Consider the following 22,029-nt stretch of genomic DNA (forward strand, 5'->3'; position numbering starts at 1 on the left):
TGATTGATATTACGCGCGGCCATGCGACACGCGAGACTGACGGGCCAGCGAATCGACGATCACCGCAATCGCCAGCACCGCGCCGGTAATCATGAAGCGCAGCGACGACGACAGATTCAGCAGCGTCAACCCGCTCGCAATCGATTCGATCACGATAATGCCGAGCACCGCCGAATACGCGCTGCCGCGTCCGCCGAAGAGACTCGTTCCGCCGATCACCGCCGCCGCGATGGCGTTGAGGTTCACGTCGCCCGTGCCGGCCTGCTGACTCGCGGAAGCAAGACGCGCCGCCGTCAGAATGCCGCCCAACGCCGCAAAACTTGCGCACAGCACGAAGGCGCTCGTATAGATCGCATTCACCTTGATGCCCGCACGGCGCGCGGCTTCGCGATTGCCGCCGACCGCGTTCATCGAACGGCCCCAGCGTGTGCGCGTCAATGCGTAATCCATGATGACGGCAAGGCCGAGGAACACGCCGAACATGAGCGGCACGCCGCGTCCCGTGTTGAGATACGCCACCACGATTTCCAGAAACACGGTGATCGCACCGGCGCGCATCGCAAGGCTCGTCACGGATGGCGCAGACAACCGCGCGGCACGCCTGCGTTCACGCGTGCGCAGACCGAGCACCAGAATCATCACGCCCGGCAGCAGCGCGATGATGTGCGACACCAGCGCCGGGATAATCATCAGTTGCCCGAAGTTCACGATAGTCGTGGAATACGGCAGGTTGATCGAACCGGTCGCGCCGAGCACGTAAAGCTGCATGCCCAGAATCGCGAGCAAACCCGCCAGCGTCGAGACGAAACTCGGCATGCCGAGCTTGTTGAGCAGAAACGCGTACAGCGCGCCGATCAACCCGCCCACCACGATCGCCGCGATGATGGCGAGCACGATCGGCCAGCCTTCGTTCACCCATAACGTGCCGACCATCGCGGAGGCGAAGCCGCTCATCGAACCAACAGAGAGATCGATCTCCCCGACCAGCAGCACGCAGACGATGCCCAACGAAATCACGCCAATCGTCGAGCAATCGAACAGCAGATTGACGAGGTTGCCCGCCGACAGAAACACCGGATTCAGACTCGTGAACACGGTCCAGATGATGACCAGACCCGCGATCACCGGCAGCGATCCCAGATCGCCCGATTTCACGCGGTCGATGAACGCACTGATGGTTTCGCCCGCGCCGCTTGCGTGTTTGACGCGGACATCGCTGCGGTCGAGCAGCGTGGATGGCGGCGCGCCCTGTTCTTCCGGCGACGCCGCGCCTTGCGGTTGCTTGCTCATGATGATGTCTCCACTACGCGTTTTGCTGGGCCTGACGCCGGCCGGCGCGCCGCGACACGGCGTTCTCGGTCGCGCCGGTAATCGCGGCCACCAGTTCCTGATTCGACGAGTCCGGAAAGAACACGCCGTTATTCCGCCCCAGCCGCAGCACGACGATCCGGTCCGCCACCGCGCGCACGTCTTCCATGTTGTGGCTGATCATGATGACCGCGTGCCCGCGATCACGCACACGCTCGATCAGGTTCAACACTTCGGCGGTTTGCGCCACGCCCAAAGCGGCGGTTGGTTCATCGAGCATGATGAGCTTCGGGTCCAGCAACAAGGAACGTGCAATCGCGACCGTCTGACGCTGCCCGCCCGATAGCGAAGCCACCACATCGCGCACGCTCGGAATGCGCGCCGACAACTCATTCAGCAAGGTCCACGCGCGCACTTCCATCTGCACTTCATCCAGACGCATGGGATTCATCTCGCGGCCGAGATAGATATTGGCGACCACATCGAGGTTCTCGCACAGCGCGAGATCCTGAAACACGGTCGCGATGCCGAGATCCAGTGCCGCGCCTGGATTCGCCAGCGTGACCTCGCGGCCATCGAAGGTGATCGTGCCCGCGCTCGGTTGATGCACGCCCGCCAGCACTTTGACGAGCGTGGATTTGCCCGCGCCGTTGTCACCGACGAGCGCGACGACTTCGCCTGCGTGGACATCGAGTTCGATATCGGTCAGCGCCGAGACCGCGCCGAAATGCTTGGATACGCCGCGCAGACTCAGCACGGGCTGGCCGGAACGGCCATTGGGAATGGAATGTTCAGTCATGACGAAAACCCTTTCATGGCGACGGAATCCGGACGGTGCCGGATGCCGTCGCGGGTCGGACATCAGTTCGCGATGCCCAGCTTCTTGCAGCCCTCTGCATAGCGGTCGGTGCACAGTTCCTTCGCGTTCGCGAAGCCCTTGTCCACGACTTCGGCCTTGAGGTTTTGCGCGGTGATGACGGCGGGCTTGAACAATTGCGTCGGAGTCTTGAACAACGTGGTTTCACCCTTCGGCGCCTGGCCGGAGAGGAAGCCCACCGCCGCCTTCGCCGCCGCTGCCGCGACGATCTCGCTCGGCTTCAGGATCGTGTTGTACTGATCGCCCGCGATGATGAGTTGCAAACCGGCGATGGTCGCATCGTTGCCCGTCACCGGCGGCACGGGGTTCACGCCCGCCGCCTTGAAGGCCGCGACGGTGCCGCCCGCCGTGCCGTCGTTCGCGGCGACCACGCCGATAATCTGCGTGTTGAATCGCGTGATCTGGCCGCTGACCCATTGCTGCGCTTTCGGCGGCGCCCATTCCGGCGTGTCGTATTCCGCGAGCGTCTTATAGCCGCTGCTGCCCAGCCCTTCGTGAATGCCCTTCTTGATGAGGCCCGCCGCTGCATCGGTCGGCGAACCGTTCACTTCGAGCACGCCGCCTTTGCTCGCCGCCACGCCCGTCGACTTGAGATGCTCCACCAGCGATTGCGAAATGGCCTTGCCGATCCCTTCGTTATCGAACGAAACGTAGTAATCGGCGGGCGTCGAGGGCACCGGCCGGTCATACGCAATCACCTTGATGCCCTGACTCTGCGCCATATGCACCAGCGAAGCGGCGGAAGTCGAATCCACCGGATCGATGACGATGACCTTCGCGCCCTGCGCAATCACCGAGTTGAACTGTTGCTGCTGGGTCGCGGCATCGGCATTGGCGTTTTGGTAAAGCACTTTGCAATCGGGACAGAGCTTGCCCATTTCCGCCTTGAAGCCGGGGAAATCGTGTTGTTCGTAGCGCGTCGAGGCCTGATCCGGCATCAGGAAAGCGACCGTTCCGCTGGGCGCGGCGATGGCCGAAACACTGCTCATCAGGCCCAGACTCAGCGCGCCTGCGCCGATCAGGCGGTGGGATTTAAGCGGGTTCATCGCATGTCTCCTTTTTTTAACACTTCGTGGTGTGCGGCTTGTTGGGTTGCATCGACAGGCGCGCCGTCTTCGCTTGTCGATTCGTAGTCCGTATATAGATGGCGCGTCGTGAGCGCGGGCCGGGCTGACTGCTAGTTGCTTAATGCCAATTCGGACGACTGCTCCGCGCTGGCCGCATTCAGCCGTTGATCTCCTCGCCAACGCGACGGCGAGCGCTGTTTGAGCAACAGGAATTGCCGATTGAAATTCGAAAGATTGTTGAAACCCACCTGATAGCAGATGTCCGTCACGCTCAGTTCATCCGACATCAAAAGCTGACAGGCGAGATCGATGCGCAGCCGGTTCACATACTGAACGAACGGCATACCCGTATGCCGCCGGAAGTAGCGCGAAAACGCGCTCGGGCTTTGTCCCGCGAGTGCGGCCAGTTCGGTTTCGTGCAAGTCTTGCGAAAGATTCTTGCCGATGAAGGTCAGCACATGGTTGATGCGCGTCTCGCCATAACGGTCCGGATCGGCGCGATAGGCGGCGCTCGCGAGCTTCGCTGGCGCTTCGCTTCGGGTAAGCAGGTCCAGCAGTTCCGCGAACAGCGCGATGCGCCGGATGCCCTGCGCGTTGAGCATTTCGCGCATGATCGGCTCGGCGGCGGCTCCGGCTTCGGGTGCAAACAAAAGCCCGCAGCGCGCATCGTCGAGCAAGCATTCGGCGCGACGGAACTCCGGAAACGCTTCGGTGGCGCGCTGCATGAAGCCCGCATCGAACTGAAGCACCAGACATCGTTCGCCGATGCGATCGCCGCCCGGCACGTTGCTCACCCAGTTGTGCGGCACGTTTGCGCCGACCATCACCAGATTGCCGGGCGCGAAGTTGCCGATATGATCGCCGACGAAGTATTTACCCGTGGTGGCCGTGATGAGATGGATTTCGTATTCCGGATGGAAGTGCCAGCGCACCGTCCTGTATGGATAGCCATGCGACCATACCTTGAACGATTCGTCGCGCGGCACAGCGACTAGCTCCAGATCTGGTTCGGTCACTCTGCCGCGATGGGCGTCGGCGCGCGCCGGTGCTTTCCGGTCGAAGGTCATGGGTTGTCTCCTGCGGATTTTTTTTTGCGTCTTCGCGCGTTTCGAATTCGGCTGCCATGTATTTAAAGTAGCGCGGACGGGGTTATTTCACCACTTAAAATAAGACTGTGGGCTGATACTTTTTTGCATTCGGGTTAGTGCTTAGGGGTTTTGGGTCAAGAATTGTGCAGGGCAACAGGGGGTGGTTTTTGTTGTTCTGTCGTGCAAGGGGCTGCTGTTTTTTGGGCTTTTATTGCAGTAGCCGCCTCCCCGGCGGGGGGTAACTTTCTTTGCTGCTGCAAAGAAAGTCACCAAAGAAAGCAGCTTTTTACCCCATGCACGATGGCTGGAGAGGGTTGGTCTGGATTAACGGATACAGTGGCCGCAATAGGACTTTCCACGCTTAACCCGCGCGTAGGCAACCTCGCGATTTTGCGCTCGAATCCTTTTGCCTTAGTGGACCGCATTCATTCTTTCGGCCATGCGCTGCGCGCGCCGAGAGCTTTAGAACGGAATCCCGCAGCGTATCGGCGCCCAGCCACATCAAACCACATCGCACCCGCCCCATTGGGCCCTACCCTGATTAGCACTTCCATAACACGGCACACCGAAGGCGTTAGGCTTTGCTCGAAGTGCTGACCAAGGTAGGACCGAATAGCAATCTTGCGGGAAAGTGTGATGTGGCTGGGCGCTGATAGGCTGCGGGATTCCGTTCTAAAGCTCTCGGCGCGCGTAGCGCATGGCCGATAGAATGAATGCGGTCCACTTAGCTTTGATTATTCGAGCACGCAATCGCCAGGTTGCCTAAGCGGCTCGTGATGCGTGGCAAGTCCTATTGCGGCCACTGTATGGTTAATTCAGACCACACTTTCCAGCCAGCGTGCGGAGGGGTAAAAGCTGCTTTCTTTGGTGACTTTCTTTGCAGCAGCAAAGAAAGTTACCCCCCCGCCGGGGAGGCGGCTACTGAATAAACAACACAAACAACAGCAGCCCCTTACACGACAAAAACAAACTAAATGCAGCGCCATCTAACTACCCACCCCACCAAAGCGCCAGCAAAAAAAACTCACGCTATCTTAAGCTTCGAAGGCTCCGGAAACGCCTGTTTCCTCCAATCCCCCGACTTCGGAATCGGCAATCCAAGATTCTCCCGCAACGTCGAACCCACATATTCCTTACGGAACAACCCACGCCGCTGCAACTCCGGCACCACCAAGCGAACAAAATCCTCATATGCCCCCGGCACATGCGTCGGCGCAATCACAAACCCATCCACGCCACCTTCGACAAACCATTGCTCCATCTGATCGGCCACAGTCTTCGGCGTGCCGCAAAAAACCGGAAACTCGTCAATGCGCGCACGCTTCGAAAAGTCCACGAAATCGCGCACAGAAGGATTCTTCTTCCCCGACAACGTAACCACGCGATCACGAAAACCGGTCCATCCCGAGATGGCGGCCATTTCGGGATCGCTAAAAGGATCGTCATAGCCGCGCTTCGAGAAGTCCGTGTTCAGCACTTCGCACAAGAGCGCGAGCGAATCGATCGGCTTGGCGAGCGCATCGATATATTCGCGTTCCTTTTGCGCGATCTCGTCCGATTCGGCCACGATCGTGTAGCACGCCGTAGAAATTTTCACGTCGTCAGGATTGCGGCCCGCGTCCTTGAGCGCTTGCTTCATTTCTGCGTACTGCTTCTTGCCGACCGCCAAATTCGGATACACCACGAAAATCAAATCGGCCCAGCGCGATGCAAACGTGCGCCCCCGTCCGCTCTGCCCGGCCTGAATCAGCACGGGATGGCCTTGCTGCGAACGCGGCACCGTGAACGGTCCACGCGACTTGAAGAATTTTCCTTCGTGATCCAGACGATGCACCTTCGACGGATCGGCGAAGCGGCCGGTTTCCTTGTCGAGAATAAGCGCGCCCTCTTCCCATGTGTCCCAGTGGCCCATCACCGTTTCGACGAATTCATCGGCGCGGTCGTAGCGCAAATCGTGCTCCAGATGCGCGCTTTCGCCAAAGTTTGCTGGTTCCGAATCGTTGAGCGAGGTGACCACGTTCCATGCTGCGCGGCCTTTTGTCATCAGATCGAGCGTGCTGAAAGTGCGGGCGATATGGAACGGCTCGTAGTAGGTCGTCGAGTAAGTTGCCCCCAAACCAAGTTTCGATGTCGCCATCGCCATCGCAGTGAGAATGGAGACGAGGTCCATTTTCACGGCACGCACGCCGTGTTCTACCGTTTGCGCGTGATCGTTGCCATAGATATCCGGCATGGCGAGACGGTCATCGAAGAAGGCGAGATGGAACTTGCCCTCTTCGAGCGTGCGCGCGATGCGCTGGTAATACTCGGGCGTCGTGAAGTCCTGCATGGCAGCGCTGTGACGCCATGAGCCGGGATAGGTCGAGCAGTTCTGTGCTTGCAGAAAGCCGATCAGCGTCATTTGTCGATTGGGTAGAGTCATTTCGGTATCCTCGTTATCGGGTTGAGCGTCACGCATTGAGCGAGACTTCGCCTGCGGGCGCGGTTTCGGTGTTTCGGCGGATGGGTGCGCGCGTCATCAGGAGACTCACCAAAGCTCCCGCCAGCGCGAGCACGCCTGCGATATAGAAAGCGTTGTCGTAGCTGTGCGTGATGGCGACGACATAACCCGTCGCGATAGGCGCGATCATCGCGAACGATGCACCGCCCGTAATCAACAGCCCCGTGCCGCGCCCCGCTTCCGCCGATGACGGCAGCAAGTCGCCCAGCAAGGCAATGTTCATCGCGATGGCGGCTTGCGCGCCGGTCAGCGAGAGCGTGAAGACCGCGACCATCAACCACACGTCATCGACGAAGGGCGTCAGGAGCACAACCGCAGTCAGCAGCATGGAGGCCGCCACCACATTGCGCCGCCCGCCGCGATTGCACGCTTCAGTGGTCAAAATGCGATCACTGAGACGTCCGATGCCAATCGCAAGAATCACCGACAACGCATACGGCAGCGCCGTGAAATAGCCACTTTTCACGATGTTGAGATGCCGCTCCGTCTGCAAATAGCTCGGCAGCCATGTGAGAAACAGGAATTGCGCATACGAGCAGAACGCTTGCGTGATGAGCAGACCCCACACGCTCGTCGATTTCAGCAGATCGGGAATGGTGAGCGTCGGGCCTTCCGACTGATCGGGCAAGCCGCCATTGCGTTCGTTGAGAATGAACGCGCGTTCATCTTCATCGATGAAAGTGGCAAGCTCGGGCTTCCTGAACCACTTGAGCCAGCAGATCAGCCAGATCGCGCCCGAACTCCCGACGATCACGAAGCCCATGCGCCAGCCGAACATCTGCACCGCGAACGCGACGATCAGCGCACCGATGGCCGGTCCCGCATACGATCCGCTATTGAGCGTCGCCGCTGCAATGCCGCGCTCGCTTGCGGGCATCCATTCGCGGATTACTTTGCCGCCTGCCGGATACGACGACGCCTCGCCCGCGCCCATCACAAGCCGCGTGACGAGAATCGAGAAGTAGCTCCATGCAAAGCCCGTGGCGATGGTCGCCAGCGAAAAGATAGCCATGCCTGCGGCATTGACCCAGCGCGTGCCCCACTTGTCGAGCGCCAGTCCCCAGATAATCAGGCTAACGAAATAAGTCCAGATGAATGACGACAGCAGAAAGCCCATCTGAATCGGGCTGATGCCGAATTCATGCGCAATAGGCTGCGCCGCCACCGACAACGCCACGCGGTCGATGTAATTGATGCTGGTAAGCGAAAACAGAAAGATATAAATAAAGATGCGGCGATTTCGCATGTGTCTCCTCCGGTGCTCCGTGCGCGTGATGCCACGCGCCGGATGGTCTTTTATGAAGCAAGTTCCTCCACGCCCAACGCATACACGCGGTTGGCCGTTCCAGCGAGCATGTCGCGCCGCGCCGTCGCCGGATAAGCCATGCTGATGAGCTTGAACGCATTCCACACGGACACGTAATTGCAACTGCCCTTGTCCACCGGAAAATTGCTTTCGAACATGGCGCGCTCCGCACCGAACAAATCGATGCACGTCCGCACATAAGGCGTCCAGCGTTCGACGAGTTCGAGACAGCTCGCGGGCTTGTCCGCATCGGCGAAAGAGAGACCTGTGCGCGGCATGGCGAGGCCGCCCATCTTCACGATGACGTTCTTGTTTTCCGCCACGCGCGCAAGCGATTTGCTCCACGCAGCGCGCACCTCGGCACCTTTTCCCGCATACGGCCCGATGCCGAGCGGCCCACCGCAATGATTCAGCACGATAGCCAGTCGCGGATGCCGCGCCGCCAACGCCGCCGCCTGATCCAATTGTGTGTGGTACACCCACAAATCGAGCACGAGGCCCATTTCGGCGAGCAACGCGCAATAGCGGTCCAGTTCGGGCGATGCGATGGTGCCTTCGTTCGGTCCATCCGCAGGCGCGGCGAACGCGGGATCGGCATGCCACGCCGCACGCACGCGCACACCGCGCACGCGTCCCTGTCCTGCTTCGAGATGCGCTTCGAGTACACCACGCGCATTCGCCGCCAGCGGATCGCCACACGCGACGATGCCCTTGACCAATCCCGCATGCCCAGCCGAACGCGCCTGTTCCACCGCGAAGCGCGTCTCGCCGACCGGTTCGAATCCGGCGGGCGCGTCGGCATCGAAATGGGCTTTGCATTCGACGAACACCGTCGCGACCACGCGATGCCCGCTGCTCACATCGGCGATGAGTTCCGGCGCGTGATAGAACGCGCTCTCCACATCCCACAAATGATGATGCGGATCGATGACGGCAAGCTCCGGCTCCACCGCCGGTTCCGCGACCTGCGCCAGCCATTCGGGCCGCACGCGCGGGAAATTGCTGCGCTCATATTTCGCGTCGAACATTAGCGCTCCTTACGCGGTCATCGGCCAGAAACTGCCGAACTGTCCACTGAGATAGACGAGCGGCGCCATCGGTTGCGGTTCGATTTCCAGATGCTCGACCGCGCCGATCAGAATGGCGTGCGTGCCGTATTCGACGAGATCGTGCAGGCGGCAGGCAATCGATGCGACGCTGCCATCGAGCGTGGGCAAGCCGGAATCGCCCGTGCGCCATGCACCGTTGCTGAAGCGTGCATCGCCATCGGGTTTGCGCGAGAACGCCACGGCCAAATCCGCATGCGGTTGAGCGAGGAGATTGACGCAGAAGCGGCCGCTCATGACCAAGGCATCGAAGGCGGAAGCGTGGCGATTCACCGACACCACGAGCGCGGGCGGGTCCATCGTCAGCGACGTGACGGCGGTTACCGTCATGCCGTGACGCACGCCATCGTGTACCGTCGAGACGAGCGCGACGCCGCCCGCAAGACGCCGCATCGCCTGACGGAAAGTGGCTTGCAGGTCTTCGGCATCGACTAAGCGCGGCTGAAGGTCGGCTTCGCTCATCGCGTGTTCTCCAGTTGAATGGGAATGTCGATGTCGAGCAAGGGCGCGTGCTGCTGCGAACCGTACACGTCCGTATCGCCGATATCGCCCGAGGAAATCTCGCGCGGCAAGGTCGCCTTGAACGCACGCGCGGCGCGATACGGCGTGAACTGAACCTGCTCCGGCTTCACGTTATAAAGACGCGCGAACAACTCCGCCTTCAGGATGCCGGTGGCCGCCACGCGGTCGTAGATATCGTCGGTTTCGAACACGATATCGAGCGTGACCATGAACGGCCCCGCGTTCTTGCTGCGGCAAACGCTCGCGAAATCCTTAATGGCTGGCATGGCGGTCTCCGATATCTTCATAGCGGATCGGGAACAGCGACAACGCGTTCTCCGGTTCCACGAGATGGCAAATGGAAAAGCGATAAACCTGTCCCAGATCGAGGTCCGACGGCGAGAACGGAATGGCCATGTTGCCTTCCTTGCAGAGCCGTCCCGGAAACTCGGAGTGCAGAATGGTCGTGCGCGCGATCGCCAGCACGGCCTTCGCGGTATCGCGGTCTTGCGCCACGACTTCAGCGATGATCGCCGTCTCATGCGGATGCCGTTCCGCCAGCGGCAGCGGCTCGCGATCGCCCATCACGCCGTTCTGGCCGTAGACGCGGAAGTTGAGCGTGTAGGTATCGGACGGTGCGCCGAACGCAGTGGCTTTCTCGTTGACGATCTCGCGCGAGCGGGCCAGATAGCGGTCCATCTGCGCCTGCAGGACAGGATCGCGCGTCGCACACAGCGTAATCACGCGATGCCCGCGCGCTTCCACGCCTTCGAGCTTCACCGTGTACGGCGCCGCACGCCAGCGCATGCCGGACACACGCACCGCGCGCTCGCTCACCGCTTCGAACGTGCATTCGGAGGTATCGAGCATGCCGCCCGGCTCGTGATGATGAATCGGGCTGCTGTTCTCGTGCAGCGCGAAGTACGCGACCGAACGCGGCGTGCAGGCCTGCTCGGGATGCATCGGCTCCAGTTCGACGTGATCTTCGCGCAGCGTCGCGAGCAGGCATCCTTCGCGCTTGGGCAGCGCCGGTTCCGCGCCGCATTCGAGCATCTTGCCCGCGTACCAGCCGAGTTCCGGCGAGAAGCCCGCGCGGATCGCCATGGCGGCCCACGGCGCGGGATCGGTGCTGCGGCCCGAGAGGATCACTTGCGCGCCGGCATCGAGCGCGGCGATGTACGGTTCCGGGCCCATTGCGCCGACCACGCGCACGGCCTGATCGACGAGTTCGGGCGTCATCGCCGGCAAGCCGTACAGCGGGCGCGTCTTGCCCGCATTCACATGCTCGATGAGCACGTCCTTGGGCAATTCCGAGTTGATGACCGCGAGCTTGAATGACAGACTTCCTTCGCGGGCGATTTCCTTGACGATCTCCACCATCATCTGGAGATGCGGTGCGCCACCCGCGCCGCCGCATGTGCTGACGATCACCGGAATGCCACGCGGCACCGCTGCGGCGAGCATGATGCGCATATCGCGCTTGGTCGCCATGCGCGAGGTGAACGATTCGCCCGAGGCGAGATAGTAAGGACCGGGGTCGGAACTGCCGCCATCGGCGCCGATCAGGTGGGGATTGCGTTCCAGGCCTGCTTCGAATGCGCTCTGCGCGAAGCCGTAGCCGAGAATCGCGGTTGTGCTGAGCAATCTGAGTTCTTCCATTGCGCTGTCGTCTCCGTTGTACTCCTCGATGATCGAAGCGTAATTTGACGGGCTGCAGGCTGCTTGCATATCTGTTATGCATATCGGGCAGAATGACTGAAAAATAGCGAGGAGAGACGCACGTGGAGCTCAAGCAGCTCAGATATTTCAAGGTGGTGGCGCGCGAAGGCAGCGTGTCGCGGGCGGCGGCCATTCTCGGCATCAGCCAGTCCATGCTCACGCGTCATATTCAGATGCTGGAGCAGGAACTCGGGCCGCCGCTGCTGTATCGGAACGGACATGGCATGTCGCTGACGGAAGCCGGACAGAAGTTTCTCGCGCGGGCGAGCGATATTCTGGAACGCAGCGACGACACCGTGAACCACATGCAAGCCTTGCGCGCAGTCCCAGGCGGCACGGTGACGATGGGCGTTCCACCCATGCTCGGCGACTTTCTGCTGGTGCCGCTGGTGCGCCGCTTTCGCGCGGAATTCCCCGATGTGCGGCTGCGCATGCGCGAAGGTCTGTCGGGCTATATGCTCGAATGGCTCTTGAGCGGGCAGCTCGATATCGGCGTGTTGTACAACATCGGGCCGCACAGCACGATCAGCATCGAGCCGTTGTTGTCAGACGATCTGCTGCTGGTCGGGCCGACTTCCGCCAGCGTGCTCGAACCCGCGATGAAGCCGATCACTTTGGCCGAAGCCGTCGAACTGCCGTGGATTTTGCCCGCGCGTCCGCACGGTCTGCGCACCATCGCGGAAGATGCCGCACATGCGCGGTCGTTGTCGCTCAACATCGCCTTCGAGATGGACGCGATGATGGCGATTTTCGAACTCGTCGAATCCGGTCAGGGCTTTTCGGTCGCGCCGTATGCGGCGGTGCGCAGCCGGATCGAGCGCGGCACGATGAAGGCGCGGCCTATCGTCGAGCCGAATTTGCCGGGCGTGTTGTCGATCGCGTTTTCGCCGAAGAAGGAAGCGACGCTCGCCATGAAGGCGCTGTATCGGATCGTGCGGCAGGAAACGGATGCGCTCGTGCGCGACGGTGTCTGGCGCTCGATTGCGTGAGGCATACTGGCGGCAATTCTCTTTGCGACAGAAACCGATGTCCGATACGCCCACCGAGCGCCGCCCCGCCACCGCGCATGACGTAGCCCGTGCAGCGGGCGTGTCGCAATCGGCCGTGTCGCGTGCGTTCACGCCGGGCGCAAGCGTGTCGCCCGCGACGCGGGAACGCATCGTCGCGGCGGCGCGGGAACTGGGTTACCGGCCGAATCTCGTCGCGCGTTCGCTGATTACGCGGCGCTCGAATCTCATTGGCGTGACGGTGCCGGCCAACGCCAATCCGTTCTATCACGCGGCGCTTAACGCGCTGACCGCCGCGTTCGCGCGTGCGGGTTTCGGCGTGCTCATGTTCACGAGCGACCCCCTGCGCGGCTCCGATCCGGTGATGGAAGAAGTCCTGCGTTATCAGGTCGATGCGCTCGTGCTGATCTCCACGAGCCTGTCCTCGCGCTTCGCCGACGAATGCATGAACATCGGTTTGCCGGTGGTGATGGTCAATCGCAAGACGGACAGCGAAGCGGCTTCGAGCGTGACGGGTGAGAATCGCGACGGCGCGCGTTGTATCGCGGACTTTTTGCATGCGGGGAAGCATCGGCGATATGCGTATGTCGCGGGATTGGAAACCTCATCGACGAGCCGTGATCGTGAGGAAGGGTTCTTCGAGTTTTTGCAGGAGAAAGGCGTGAAGGCCATCGAGCGGCGCGTGGGTCACTACACGGCGTCGGGCGCGGAAGAAGCGGTTTCATCGCTGCTGTCCGCGAGCAAGCCGCCCGATGCCATCTTCTGCGCCAACGATCACATGGCGCTGGCCGCCATCAGCGTGGCGCGCGCGCGTTTCGGGCTGAACGTGGGCGAGGATGTGTCGATTATCGGTTTCGACGATATCGACATGGCGCGCTGGCCGGTCTTCGATCTCACCACCTACAGCCAGCCGCTCGACGACATGGTGCGACGCGCCGTGGCCGCCGTGCTGGCGCAACTCAACGGCACATTGGACGGCGCGTTGCATGAAGAAGCGCTGGGACGGCTTATCGTGCGCGGGTCGGCACGCAAGCCGCGTGCGGGTCTCGTCACTGCCGATGATGGCGCGCTTATCTGGTCAATGCGCGGGTAAACGTTAGCGTCGTCATCTCGCTCCCAAACTTGCAGGCATCGCGAAAACGGATTAATCTTCGAATCAGTTGCATACGTATGCAAGCATCAACGACATGGAGCAGACATGGCCAAATGGCTCAAGCATGGCGCGACGGCGGAAGTCATCAAGTCCGCGGCGAAGGCAGTGCGCGAAACCGTCGAAGCGACGCTGGACGACATCGAAACGCGCGGCGACGCCGCCATCCGCGATCTGTCGATCCGCTTCGACAAGCTCGACCGCGAAGACTATCGATTGACGCAGAAGGAAATCGACGGCTGTCTGGCTCAGTTGACGAAGCGCGATATCAAGGACATCGAATTTGCGCAGGAACAGGTGCGCAACTTCGCGCAGCATCAGCGGGATTCGATCAAGGATATCGAGGTGGAAACGCTGCCGGGCGTGATTCTCGGGCATCGCAACATTCCGGTGAATGCGGCCGGTTGTTATGTGCCGGGCGGGAAATATCCGCTGTTGGCGTCGGCGCATATGTCGGTGATTACGGCGAAGGTGGCGGGCGTGCCGCGCATCATCACGTGCGCGCCGCCGTTTCAGGGCAAGCTCGCACCGGCGATCGTCGCGGCGCAGCACATGGCGGGCGCGCATGAGATCTACTGTCTCGGCGGGATTCAGGCGGTCGGCGCGATGGCGATCGGCACGGAACGTATCGCGCCTGTGGACATGCTCGTGGGTCCGGGCAATGCGTTCGTCGCGGAAGCGAAGCGGCAGTTGTTCGGGCGCGTGGGCATCGACCTGTTCGCGGGGCCGACGGAGACGCTCATTATCGCCGATGAAACCGTGGACGGTGAAATGTGCGCGACTGACTTGCTCGGTCAGGCCGAGCATGGACCGGATTCGCCTGCGGTGCTGCTGACGACATCGGAGAAGCTCGCTCGCGAAACGATGGCGGAGGTCGAGCGTTTGCTGGGGATCTTGCCGACTGCCGATATCGCGCGGAAATCGTGGGCGCAGTTCGGTGAGGTGATCGTCGCGGAATCCGAGGAGGAGATGGTTAAGGTTGCTAACGATCTTGCGTTCGAACACGTTCAGGTGATGACGCGTGATCCTGATTACTTTCTCAAGAACCTGACGAATTTTGGGGCGCTGTTTCTTGGGCCGCGCACGAATGTGGCTTATGGGGATAAGGCCATCGGCACGAATCACACGTTGCCGACGAAGAAGGCGGCGAGGTATACGGGCGGGTTGTGGGTTGGCAAGTTCATCAAGACGTGTACGTATCAGAAGGTGATGACGGATGAGGCTTCGGCGTTGATCGGCGAGTATTGCTCGCGGTTGTGTGCGCTGGAAGGGTTCGCGGGGCATGGGGAGCAGGCGAATTTGCGCGTGCGAAGGTATGGGAAGCGGGATGTGCCTTATGGGGGGGCGGTGGAGGAGAGTGAGAGTACGGCTTTTTGAGGTGTGTTGGGCTGTGCTCGATCTATTGGACGGCTTCAGTCTAGGAAGAGAAGTAGCTCGTGATCGTGACAGGCCAACGTTGATCTGCGGCACGGACGATTGCCCCGCCGCAATGGTGGGGCAAAGTTCACTCCGAATATTTGCCGGTGTATTTGAGCGATCCTACAGACCCTGTGACGCCGAGGCCATCGATGAGCCCTTCGCTAACTCCGGTCAGAGCGATAAACGCTTTCGCCCGTAGCGACGCCAAAGGTGCGAAAGCAGCGACCGTAGAGGCTGCGAGCATGACCGGTTCAGGGATGCCGACGAACATGACCGTGACACCTTTGGCGATAAAGAGACCACCGCCCAAGTCCACAATGAAAGCAGCGCCGATGAAATCATCGATGGTCAACTCAGAGCCCTGAAAGGTGTTATTCACATAGACCTTCCCACTGCCCCAAAAATCAGTGGTCGCTCCGGAGCCGCTGATACTTGCTCCTCCGGGCAAAGGTATCTCAGGAAGTTGATATTTTTTTGGCATCCTGGCTAAACCCAGACCGAATCCGACATTGAGAAAGTCGAATCTGTGCGGCTGCTTGGCAGGATCGTCCAGCACAATCATGCCTCGGGTAATCGCGGCAGGTCCGAGCGAAAATGCGGCACTCGCACCTGTGTCGAAGGTCCAATTGCTTTTTCTGTAACTCATGGTTCTTATGAGAGGCGCGACACTGACTTACCGCGCAGGCCGGCGACGATGAACACGATGGCGACGATGATGGGTTCGAAGGTGAACAAGTTCATTATTTCGTCTACCTGCGGATCGAGCTTTGGGTCGTCCTTTTGATAACGCACGCCAACTCGATCCCCTACCGCTACGGAAAAGAACGCGTGACCACGGAAGGAGATGCGATTGCCATTGCTGGCCGTGAACTCAACTTCCGGATGGTGGCCACCGTGATTCAACTTTGTGACTTCTCCGACTGCCACTGCAGAGTGTGTGTAGAAATCCACTTGCATCTGCAAGAACGGCGAAAAGAATAGCAATACGACCACACCTGAAAGCACGCTGTACCAGTTGACACGTTTGAGATCAAACTTCACGGTTTTCTCGCAGGTCGTAGGCGGCGGCAATGCTTGTATCTCCCGGAAAAGGTATTTCAGTGAGTTGACACTTTTTTGGCATCCTGACTAAATTGAGGCCGAACCCGACATTGAGGAAGTCGAACCGGTGTGGCTGCCTCGCAGGATCGTTCAGCACGACCATGCCTCGGGTAATGACAACAGGTCCAAGCGCAGCCGCGACGCTCGCACCGGTGTTGTAGGTCCAACTGCTTATTCTGTAACTCATGATTTGTTTGAGAAGTACGATACCGACTTGCCGAGCAGACCCGCGATGATGAACACGATTGCAATAACGGCGGGTCCGATGTCGATCGGACCAAGTATTCCGTTGACTTTCGGGCCTTGGCTCGGGTTGTCCGTTCGATAGCGCACATCGAGTCGATCCCCTTCGTCCACGGAAAAATATGCGTGTCCGTGAAAAGAGATTCGTTCGCCATTGCTAGCCGTGAATTCAACCTCTGGGTGGTGTCCGCCGTGATTCAACTTTGTGACTACGCCTACGGTCACCGTGGAATGCGTGTAGAAATCGGCTTGCATCTGCCAGAACGGCGACCAAAGGAGCAATACGATCACACCCGCAACCACGCTGTACCAGTTGACACGTTTGAGATCAAACTTCACGGTTTTCTCGCAGATCGTAGGCGGCGGCAATAACGCCACCGCTGCCGCCCTTGTCGTTCTGGACGGTGTATTCCTGTTTGATTCTCGCGAACCGTAGTTTGATGTTCTCGATGTACACGCCGCCCGAGCCGACGGGATTGACATGGCTTATCCTGACGTTCTCCATTGTGAACTTCAGAAACGGGAGCGGCACTCCGCCCGGCTTGCGCAACGTCAAGATGGCTTTCTCTACTATTTTTCCAGTCGTTGCATAACGCATGAAGTTCGGACTTGCGCAATCGACAAGGTGCGAAAGGTCCATGTCATGCACTGTCGCCTTGCCAGCACCGCCAGAATGAGCGGAGTCGGCGCGAATGCTCCACGACCAAGCGAGTATCTCAATCTCACCGACGTGACCAAACTCTTGGGACTCGCCTTTGATGCCGTCCATCTTCAGAAAAATGTCTGCCATACGTCTCCGTTGTTTAGTTTTTTTAAAAAGACCGCACGAGGCGGGATGAAGGCTCCTACAGCAGTGATGTGAATCATCCCCGGGGAAGAGGTCACGGCGCGCATTATCTGTGGAGCATGAGAAAAGCCGAACACGGAAATTCTTAATCTGGTGTCCGACAAGTAACTTGCACATGGTAGCTGGCGGATGATGAGTTCGAAACACGTGCAGAGCACAGGAATGCGCATGATGTGCAAGGTCTATCTCCGCATACTCGGAGGGACCTTCGCGTTCGCCTGCTGGTTCTGCCAAACCTGAGGTCTATCTCCGCATATGCGGAGGAACCATGACCCACGCGGTAGCCTGCTGTTTGCCTACCGGTCTATCTCCGCATACGCGGAGGAACCAAGCGCCAACTCGGGATTGATCTGCATCACGAGGGTCTATCTCCGCACACGCGGAGGAACCCGGTCGAGACTTTCTCGATGCTCTCGGCGGCCCAGTCCATCTCCGCACGCGCGGAGGAACCGTCGACTAGGCAAATGACCGCTTCTTCTCCGTAGGTCTATCTCCGCGCGGAGGAGCCCATTTTTTCCACGGCTACGCTTTTGCCCTATTCGGTCTATCTCCGCACGCGCGGAGGAACCGAATGTCGCCCGCAGGGGTATGGGCCATTCGAAGGTCTATCTCCGCACGCACAGAGGAACCGCATTTGTTCTCAAAAACGTCGGTAAGTCTTTGGGTCTATCTCCACACACGCGGAGGAACCCAGCGTCCAGCGCATGAAAAATGCGGTGATACCGGTCAATCTCCACACACGCGGAGGAACCATGCGCGACCACGAGACCGCATCAAAAGTCGTCGGTCTATCTCCGCACACGCGGAGGAACCGCATGATCCGCGATCGCAGCTCTTGTCTGTTTGGGTCTATCTCCGCACACGCGGAGGAACCGAAGCGGGGCTGTTGCGGTACATCGCGGAGCGCGGTCTATCTCCGCACACGCGGAGGAACCTCGCGGCGATATCGATCCGGGTCGCGTGCTCGGGGTCTATCTCCGCACACGCGGAGGAACCGCATTACGGTCTTCGACGTAAAGGCAACCACGCGGTCTATCTCCGCACACGCGGAGGAACCGTTGAGCATGAGGAATGACTGCGTTTCGATGTAGGTCTATCTCCGCACACGCGGAGGAACCGTAGCCGAGCGCGTCCGCGTTAAGCGTGAAGCGGGTCTATCTCCGCACACGCGGAGGAACCTCACGCCCCTCGACTATCTCGGTCGGCACCAGTGGTCTATCTCCGCACACGCGGAGGAACCATGAAGGCATAGCGCGGATGCCGCAGAATCGCAGGTCTATCTCCGCACACGCGGAGGAACCGTTCTGCACCAGAAGTTTGCTTCCGTCTGCCAGGGTCTATCTCCGCACACGCGGAGGAACCCAAGGAAACAACGTGCAGTTTCATGCGCTCTCCGGTCTATCTCCGCACACGCGGAGGAACCATCCCAATGCGCAACCCGATGCAGTGAAAGCGGGGTCTATCTCCGCACACGCGGAGGAACCCTCCAGGGTGAGGCACGCTGCCTCTCCGACCTGGGTCTATCTCCGCACACGCGGAGGAACCGCATTCAAAACACCGCTGGAAAACACGCCCTGAGGTCTATCTCCGCACACGCGGAGGAACCCAGAACCCAGCGCTCACGCAGGTGGCGGGTGATGGTCTATCTCCGCACACGCGGAGGAACCTCAAGCTCGCATTGCACGCCCGGAAAGCACAGCGGTCTATCTCCGCACACGCGGAGGAACCCCTAGATCATAACGTCTTGACCCACAAAGAGAAACAGCCAAACCCATCTCCCAAACGAGCACGAATATAAAGACTCGATTTAACTGCTAGCAAGCAATTAATTCCATCGCAATCAATAAGCAAAAAACGCAACGCTAGATCAAATGCCGCGGTCAAAACCCGAAGCTCGACCAACGCCATCACGCATCACTCAACTTCATCCATCTGCCACCATCGACACCAACCCCTCCGGCACCACCTCCCCCAACGCCCGAAACGTCGTCTCCGTAATAATCCTCCTGAACGTCCGTTCCGCGACATCCGGATCACCCGTCTTCAGCGCATCCACGAACTCATGATGATGATGCACCACACTCCCCCCACGCACCTCATAACTCTCATTGCCCTGCTGATATAACCTCACAAGTGAACTGATCGAATGCCAAGTATTCCGTAACAACGCGTTATCCGCCAACGTGCAAACCAGTTCATGAAAATCCCAATCGACGTCCCTGAAAACCCCCGCATCGCGATTCCGCTCCGCACGCTCAAGCTCCGCCAGCGACGCTTCCAGCCGCACAACAACCTCCACCTCATGCCGGCACCGCACCGCGACAAACCGCGCCGCGAACCCTTCGAGCACGGCACGAACACCGGTCATCCGCACGAAGTCATCGCGCGACACAGCCGCCACATAAGTCCCCTTCCCGCGCACCGTAAAAACAAGCCCATTCGCCTCAAGCGATTTAAGCGCCTCCCGCAGCGGCCCGCGACTCACGCCCAGCCGCGCGGCCAACTGAGTCTCCACGATCCGCTCACCCGCCCCAAGCTCGCCAGCACGAATCGCCGTGACGATGCGCGCCTCGACCAGCCGCGGCAACGAATGCTGCTGCGGAAGATCCCATGTCTGATCGTTCGCGTTCATGGTCAACCGCGCGGCATCAGATCGCGCCTTCTTCCCTGAGCGTCGCAAGCTGTTCCGTATCGAGGCCGAGCAACCCGCGATATATCTCATCGTTATGCTCACCGAGTTCCGGCCCGAGCCAGTCGATGCCACCCGGCGTCGCCGACAAACGCGGCACGACATTCGGAATAGCCAGTTCTCCGATACGTTCATCGCTCACGTACTTGATGTTCTCGCGCGCCGCATAGTGCGGGTCCTCGAAAATTTCATCGACGCCATAAACCGGACCGCACGGCACCTGAAACTGCTCGCATCGAGAAAGCACTTCATCGCGGGGAAATTGCGCGGTCCAGTCGCTTACGGTCTGGTCCACCATCGCGCGGTCGCGCTCGCGGCCCGAAATATGCCCCCACTTGCCGCTGCCCGCGACCTCCGGCATGCCCATCGCTTCGGCTAAACGCGCGAAGATTTTGTCGCTCGTGCAGGCAATCGCGATCCAGCGTCCGTCCTTCGTCGGATAGTGACTATGCGGCACCACGTTCACCGTGCCCGGACCCATGCGCTGCCGCACGAAACCATTCTGCTGAAACGAAGGCGCGAGTTCATCGAGGATGCGGAAAATAGGTTCATAAAGCCCGATATCGATGAACTGCCCTTCGCCGGTCCGCTCGCGCGCCTGAATCGCCAGCAAGGCACCGAACGCGCCGTAGAGTCCGGCCATATAGTCGGGGATGGTCGCGGAACCCGGCGTCACCGGCGGCCGGTCCGGATAGCCCGCGAGAAACGACAACCCGCCGAACGCGTTGCCAATGCGCCCGAAACCCGGCCGGTCGCGATACGGTCCCGTCTGCCCGAACCCCGAGATGCGCACCATGATGAGCCGCGGGTTCACCTCATGCAGCACGTCCCAGCCCACGCCCCACTTCTCCAGCGTCCCCGGCTGAAAATTTTCGACGAGGATATCCGCATCCGCGACGAGCTTTTTAAGCAGCGCCGCGCCGCCGGGCTTGCGCAAATCGAGCGTCACGGACTTCTTGTTGCGGCACTCGGACAACCACGGCAGCGTCACGCCCGCCTCCGTCATCGAGCCGAAACGGCGCAGCGCGTCGCCCACTTCGGGCAGTTCCGCCTTGATGACTTCCGCGCCGAACTCGCCGAGTTGCGTCGAACAGAACGGTCCCGCCAGAAAGCTCGATACATCGATCACGCGGATGCCATCGAGCGGGCGCACATTGCGCATCGTGTCGCCGGTTGTTGATGCGGTCATTCGAAGTCTCCTGTCAAGATTGATTGGCGCGCGCATCGATCTGCGCCGCGAAATCGAGCACGCGCTTGGCGCGATAAGCCACCGGATAATCGATGAACGCACCATCGAGCCGGATCGATGCCACGCCTTCCGCCTCGGCACGTTCGAACGCGGCGACCACTTGGCGCGCATGTTCGATCTCTTCATGCGTCGGCGAGAACGCGCGATTCACCACCTCGCACTGCGCGGGATGGATGCACAACTTGCCCTGAAAGCCCATGCCGCGCGCACGATTCGCGGAACGCGCGAGACCTTCTGCATCGTCGAGGCGAATCCATACGGTATCGATAGGCGCCTGCAAGCCCGCCGCACGCGACGCCAGCACCAGCGCACTGCGATACGCCTGCAATTCGGCTTCGTCCTCGCTCCACGCCAGATTCATGTCGAGACAGAAATCGCCCGCACCGAACGCGAAGCGCTTCAGACGCGGCACGCGCTGCGCAGCGGATGCGCACATCGCACCGATAGCAGCGAGTCCCGTGCCCGTTTCGACGATCGGCATCAACTCCACCGAATCCGCCGCAAGGCCGCGTTCGCGTTCGTATTGCGCGATGAGCCAGTCCGCCGTGTGCAATTGTTCCAGCGATTCGAGCTTAGGCAGCACGATGCCATCGACGCCCGGCGCGACCACGGCTTCGATATCGCGGAACGCATAATCCGTGTCGAGCGCGTTGATGCGCACGTAACCGCGCGCACGATGCTTGACGCTCAGCGCTTCGACCACTTGCGAGCGCGTCGCGGCCTTTTCGCTCGCCGCGACGGCATCTTCGAGATCGAGGATTGCGGCATCGACATCGGCGGCGAGCGCTTTCTCCACGCGTCGCGCATGATTGCCGGGAACGAACAGAAACGTGCGGGACAACGCCATCGACA

At 60.2% G+C, this 22,029-nt stretch carries 21 protein-coding genes and 1 CRISPR repeat array; of the genes, 3 read left to right on the plus strand and 18 right to left on the minus strand.

Features of this window, described 5'->3' with window-relative positions:
• Positions 1-9: 9 nt before the first annotated feature.
• The 10 genes from ACZCWR_RS32755 to ACZCWR_RS32800 all read right to left on the minus strand — a co-directional run bounded on the left by ACZCWR_RS32755 (position 10) and on the right by ACZCWR_RS32800 (position 11,412).
• Positions 10-1,290, minus strand: coding sequence for a sugar ABC transporter permease (locus tag ACZCWR_RS32755; protein WP_487306234.1), 1,281 nt, complete (start codon positions 1,288-1,290; stop codon positions 10-12).
• 13 nt (positions 1,291-1,303) lie between these two features.
• Positions 1,304-2,107 (minus strand): ATP-binding cassette domain-containing protein, encoded by an 804-nt coding sequence (locus ACZCWR_RS32760; protein WP_487306235.1) that lies wholly within the window; start codon positions 2,105-2,107, stop codon positions 1,304-1,306.
• Between the two features lie 62 nt (positions 2,108-2,169).
• A complete protein-coding gene (locus ACZCWR_RS32765) occupies positions 2,170-3,231 on the minus strand; it encodes an ABC transporter substrate-binding protein (RefSeq protein WP_487306236.1) in 1,062 nt (353 codons plus the stop codon).
• A gap of 131 nt (positions 3,232-3,362) precedes the next feature.
• Positions 3,363-4,319 carry an AraC family transcriptional regulator gene (locus ACZCWR_RS32770; protein WP_487306237.1) on the minus strand — a complete coding sequence of 319 codons (957 nt, stop codon included), beginning with the start codon at positions 4,317-4,319 and terminating at the stop codon, positions 3,363-3,365.
• A gap of 1,045 nt (positions 4,320-5,364) precedes the next feature.
• Positions 5,365-6,762: an LLM class flavin-dependent oxidoreductase gene (locus tag ACZCWR_RS32775; RefSeq protein ID WP_487306238.1), complete on the minus strand. Its 1,398-nt coding sequence runs from the start codon at positions 6,760-6,762 to the stop codon at positions 5,365-5,367.
• Between the two features lie 28 nt (positions 6,763-6,790).
• A complete protein-coding gene (locus ACZCWR_RS32780; protein WP_487306239.1) occupies positions 6,791-8,086 on the minus strand; it encodes an MFS transporter in 1,296 nt (431 codons plus the stop codon).
• A 50-nt stretch (positions 8,087-8,136) separates the two neighbouring features.
• Positions 8,137-9,174: an amidohydrolase family protein gene (locus ACZCWR_RS32785; RefSeq protein ID WP_487306240.1), complete on the minus strand. Its 1,038-nt coding sequence runs from the start codon at positions 9,172-9,174 to the stop codon at positions 8,137-8,139.
• A gap of 9 nt (positions 9,175-9,183) precedes the next feature.
• The gene (locus ACZCWR_RS32790) at positions 9,184-9,714 is read right to left on the minus strand and encodes a flavin reductase family protein (protein ID WP_487306241.1); all 531 of its coding nucleotides are present in this window, start codon (positions 9,712-9,714) and stop codon (positions 9,184-9,186) included.
• A complete protein-coding gene (locus ACZCWR_RS32795; protein WP_487306242.1) occupies positions 9,711-10,040 on the minus strand; it encodes a DUF4387 domain-containing protein in 330 nt (109 codons plus the stop codon). The genes ACZCWR_RS32790 and ACZCWR_RS32795 overlap by 4 nt, the downstream gene beginning before the upstream one ends.
• Entirely contained in the window at positions 10,027-11,412 is a 1,386-nt protein-coding gene (locus tag ACZCWR_RS32800) for an acyclic terpene utilization AtuA family protein (RefSeq protein ID WP_487306243.1), read from the minus strand. The genes ACZCWR_RS32795 and ACZCWR_RS32800 overlap by 14 nt, the downstream gene beginning before the upstream one ends.
• Before the next feature lie 122 nt (positions 11,413-11,534).
• On the opposite strand from ACZCWR_RS32800, the gene ACZCWR_RS32805 reads away from it, so the two are divergent.
• The 3 genes from ACZCWR_RS32805 to hisD all read left to right on the plus strand — a co-directional run bounded on the left by ACZCWR_RS32805 (position 11,535) and on the right by hisD (position 15,006).
• Positions 11,535-12,461, plus strand: coding sequence for a LysR family transcriptional regulator (locus ACZCWR_RS32805; protein ID WP_487306244.1), 927 nt, complete (start codon positions 11,535-11,537; stop codon positions 12,459-12,461).
• Positions 12,462-12,498: 37 nt separating this feature from the next.
• Positions 12,499-13,572 carry a LacI family DNA-binding transcriptional regulator gene (locus ACZCWR_RS32810; protein ID WP_487306245.1) on the plus strand — a complete coding sequence of 358 codons (1,074 nt, stop codon included), beginning with the start codon at positions 12,499-12,501 and terminating at the stop codon, positions 13,570-13,572.
• A gap of 105 nt (positions 13,573-13,677) precedes the next feature.
• On the plus strand, positions 13,678-15,006 hold the full coding sequence (gene hisD, locus ACZCWR_RS32815; RefSeq protein WP_487306246.1) for a histidinol dehydrogenase: 1,329 nt from the start codon (positions 13,678-13,680) through the stop codon (positions 15,004-15,006).
• Between the two features lie 127 nt (positions 15,007-15,133).
• Here hisD and ACZCWR_RS32820 read toward each other — a convergent pair whose 3' ends face one another.
• The 8 genes from ACZCWR_RS32820 to ACZCWR_RS32855 form a co-directional block, all read right to left on the minus strand.
• Entirely contained in the window at positions 15,134-15,694 is a 561-nt protein-coding gene (locus tag ACZCWR_RS32820; RefSeq protein ID WP_487306247.1) for a hypothetical protein, read from the minus strand.
• A gap of 5 nt (positions 15,695-15,699) precedes the next feature.
• The gene (locus ACZCWR_RS32825; RefSeq protein WP_487306248.1) at positions 15,700-16,089 is read right to left on the minus strand and encodes a DUF3592 domain-containing protein; all 390 of its coding nucleotides are present in this window, start codon (positions 16,087-16,089) and stop codon (positions 15,700-15,702) included.
• Positions 16,079-16,336: a hypothetical protein gene (locus ACZCWR_RS32830; RefSeq protein ID WP_487306249.1), complete on the minus strand. Its 258-nt coding sequence runs from the start codon at positions 16,334-16,336 to the stop codon at positions 16,079-16,081. The genes ACZCWR_RS32825 and ACZCWR_RS32830 overlap by 11 nt, the downstream gene beginning before the upstream one ends.
• The gene (locus ACZCWR_RS32835) at positions 16,333-16,731 is read right to left on the minus strand and encodes a DUF3592 domain-containing protein (RefSeq protein ID WP_487306250.1); all 399 of its coding nucleotides are present in this window, start codon (positions 16,729-16,731) and stop codon (positions 16,333-16,335) included. The genes ACZCWR_RS32830 and ACZCWR_RS32835 overlap by 4 nt, the downstream gene beginning before the upstream one ends.
• A complete protein-coding gene (locus tag ACZCWR_RS32840; RefSeq protein ID WP_487306251.1) occupies positions 16,721-17,182 on the minus strand; it encodes an Hcp family type VI secretion system effector in 462 nt (153 codons plus the stop codon). Before ACZCWR_RS32840 ends, ACZCWR_RS32835 begins: the two co-directional genes overlap by 11 nt.
• 598 nt (positions 17,183-17,780) lie before the next feature.
• Positions 17,781-18,967: direct repeats of the CRISPR family, unit length 28 nt; unit sequence GGTCTATCTCCGCACACGCGGAGGAACC.
• 196 nt (positions 18,968-19,163) lie between these two features.
• Positions 19,164-19,871: a GntR family transcriptional regulator gene (locus ACZCWR_RS32845; protein ID WP_487306252.1), complete on the minus strand. Its 708-nt coding sequence runs from the start codon at positions 19,869-19,871 to the stop codon at positions 19,164-19,166.
• 16 nt (positions 19,872-19,887) lie between these two features.
• Positions 19,888-21,117 carry a CaiB/BaiF CoA transferase family protein gene (locus ACZCWR_RS32850; RefSeq protein ID WP_487306253.1) on the minus strand — a complete coding sequence of 410 codons (1,230 nt, stop codon included), beginning with the start codon at positions 21,115-21,117 and terminating at the stop codon, positions 19,888-19,890.
• Positions 21,118-21,130: 13 nt separating this feature from the next.
• Entirely contained in the window at positions 21,131-22,024 is an 894-nt protein-coding gene (locus tag ACZCWR_RS32855; protein ID WP_487306254.1) for an HpcH/HpaI aldolase/citrate lyase family protein, read from the minus strand.
• Positions 22,025-22,029: the final 5 nt, after the last annotated feature.

It is taken from the genome of Caballeronia sp. A2-2 (assembly GCF_057612605.2).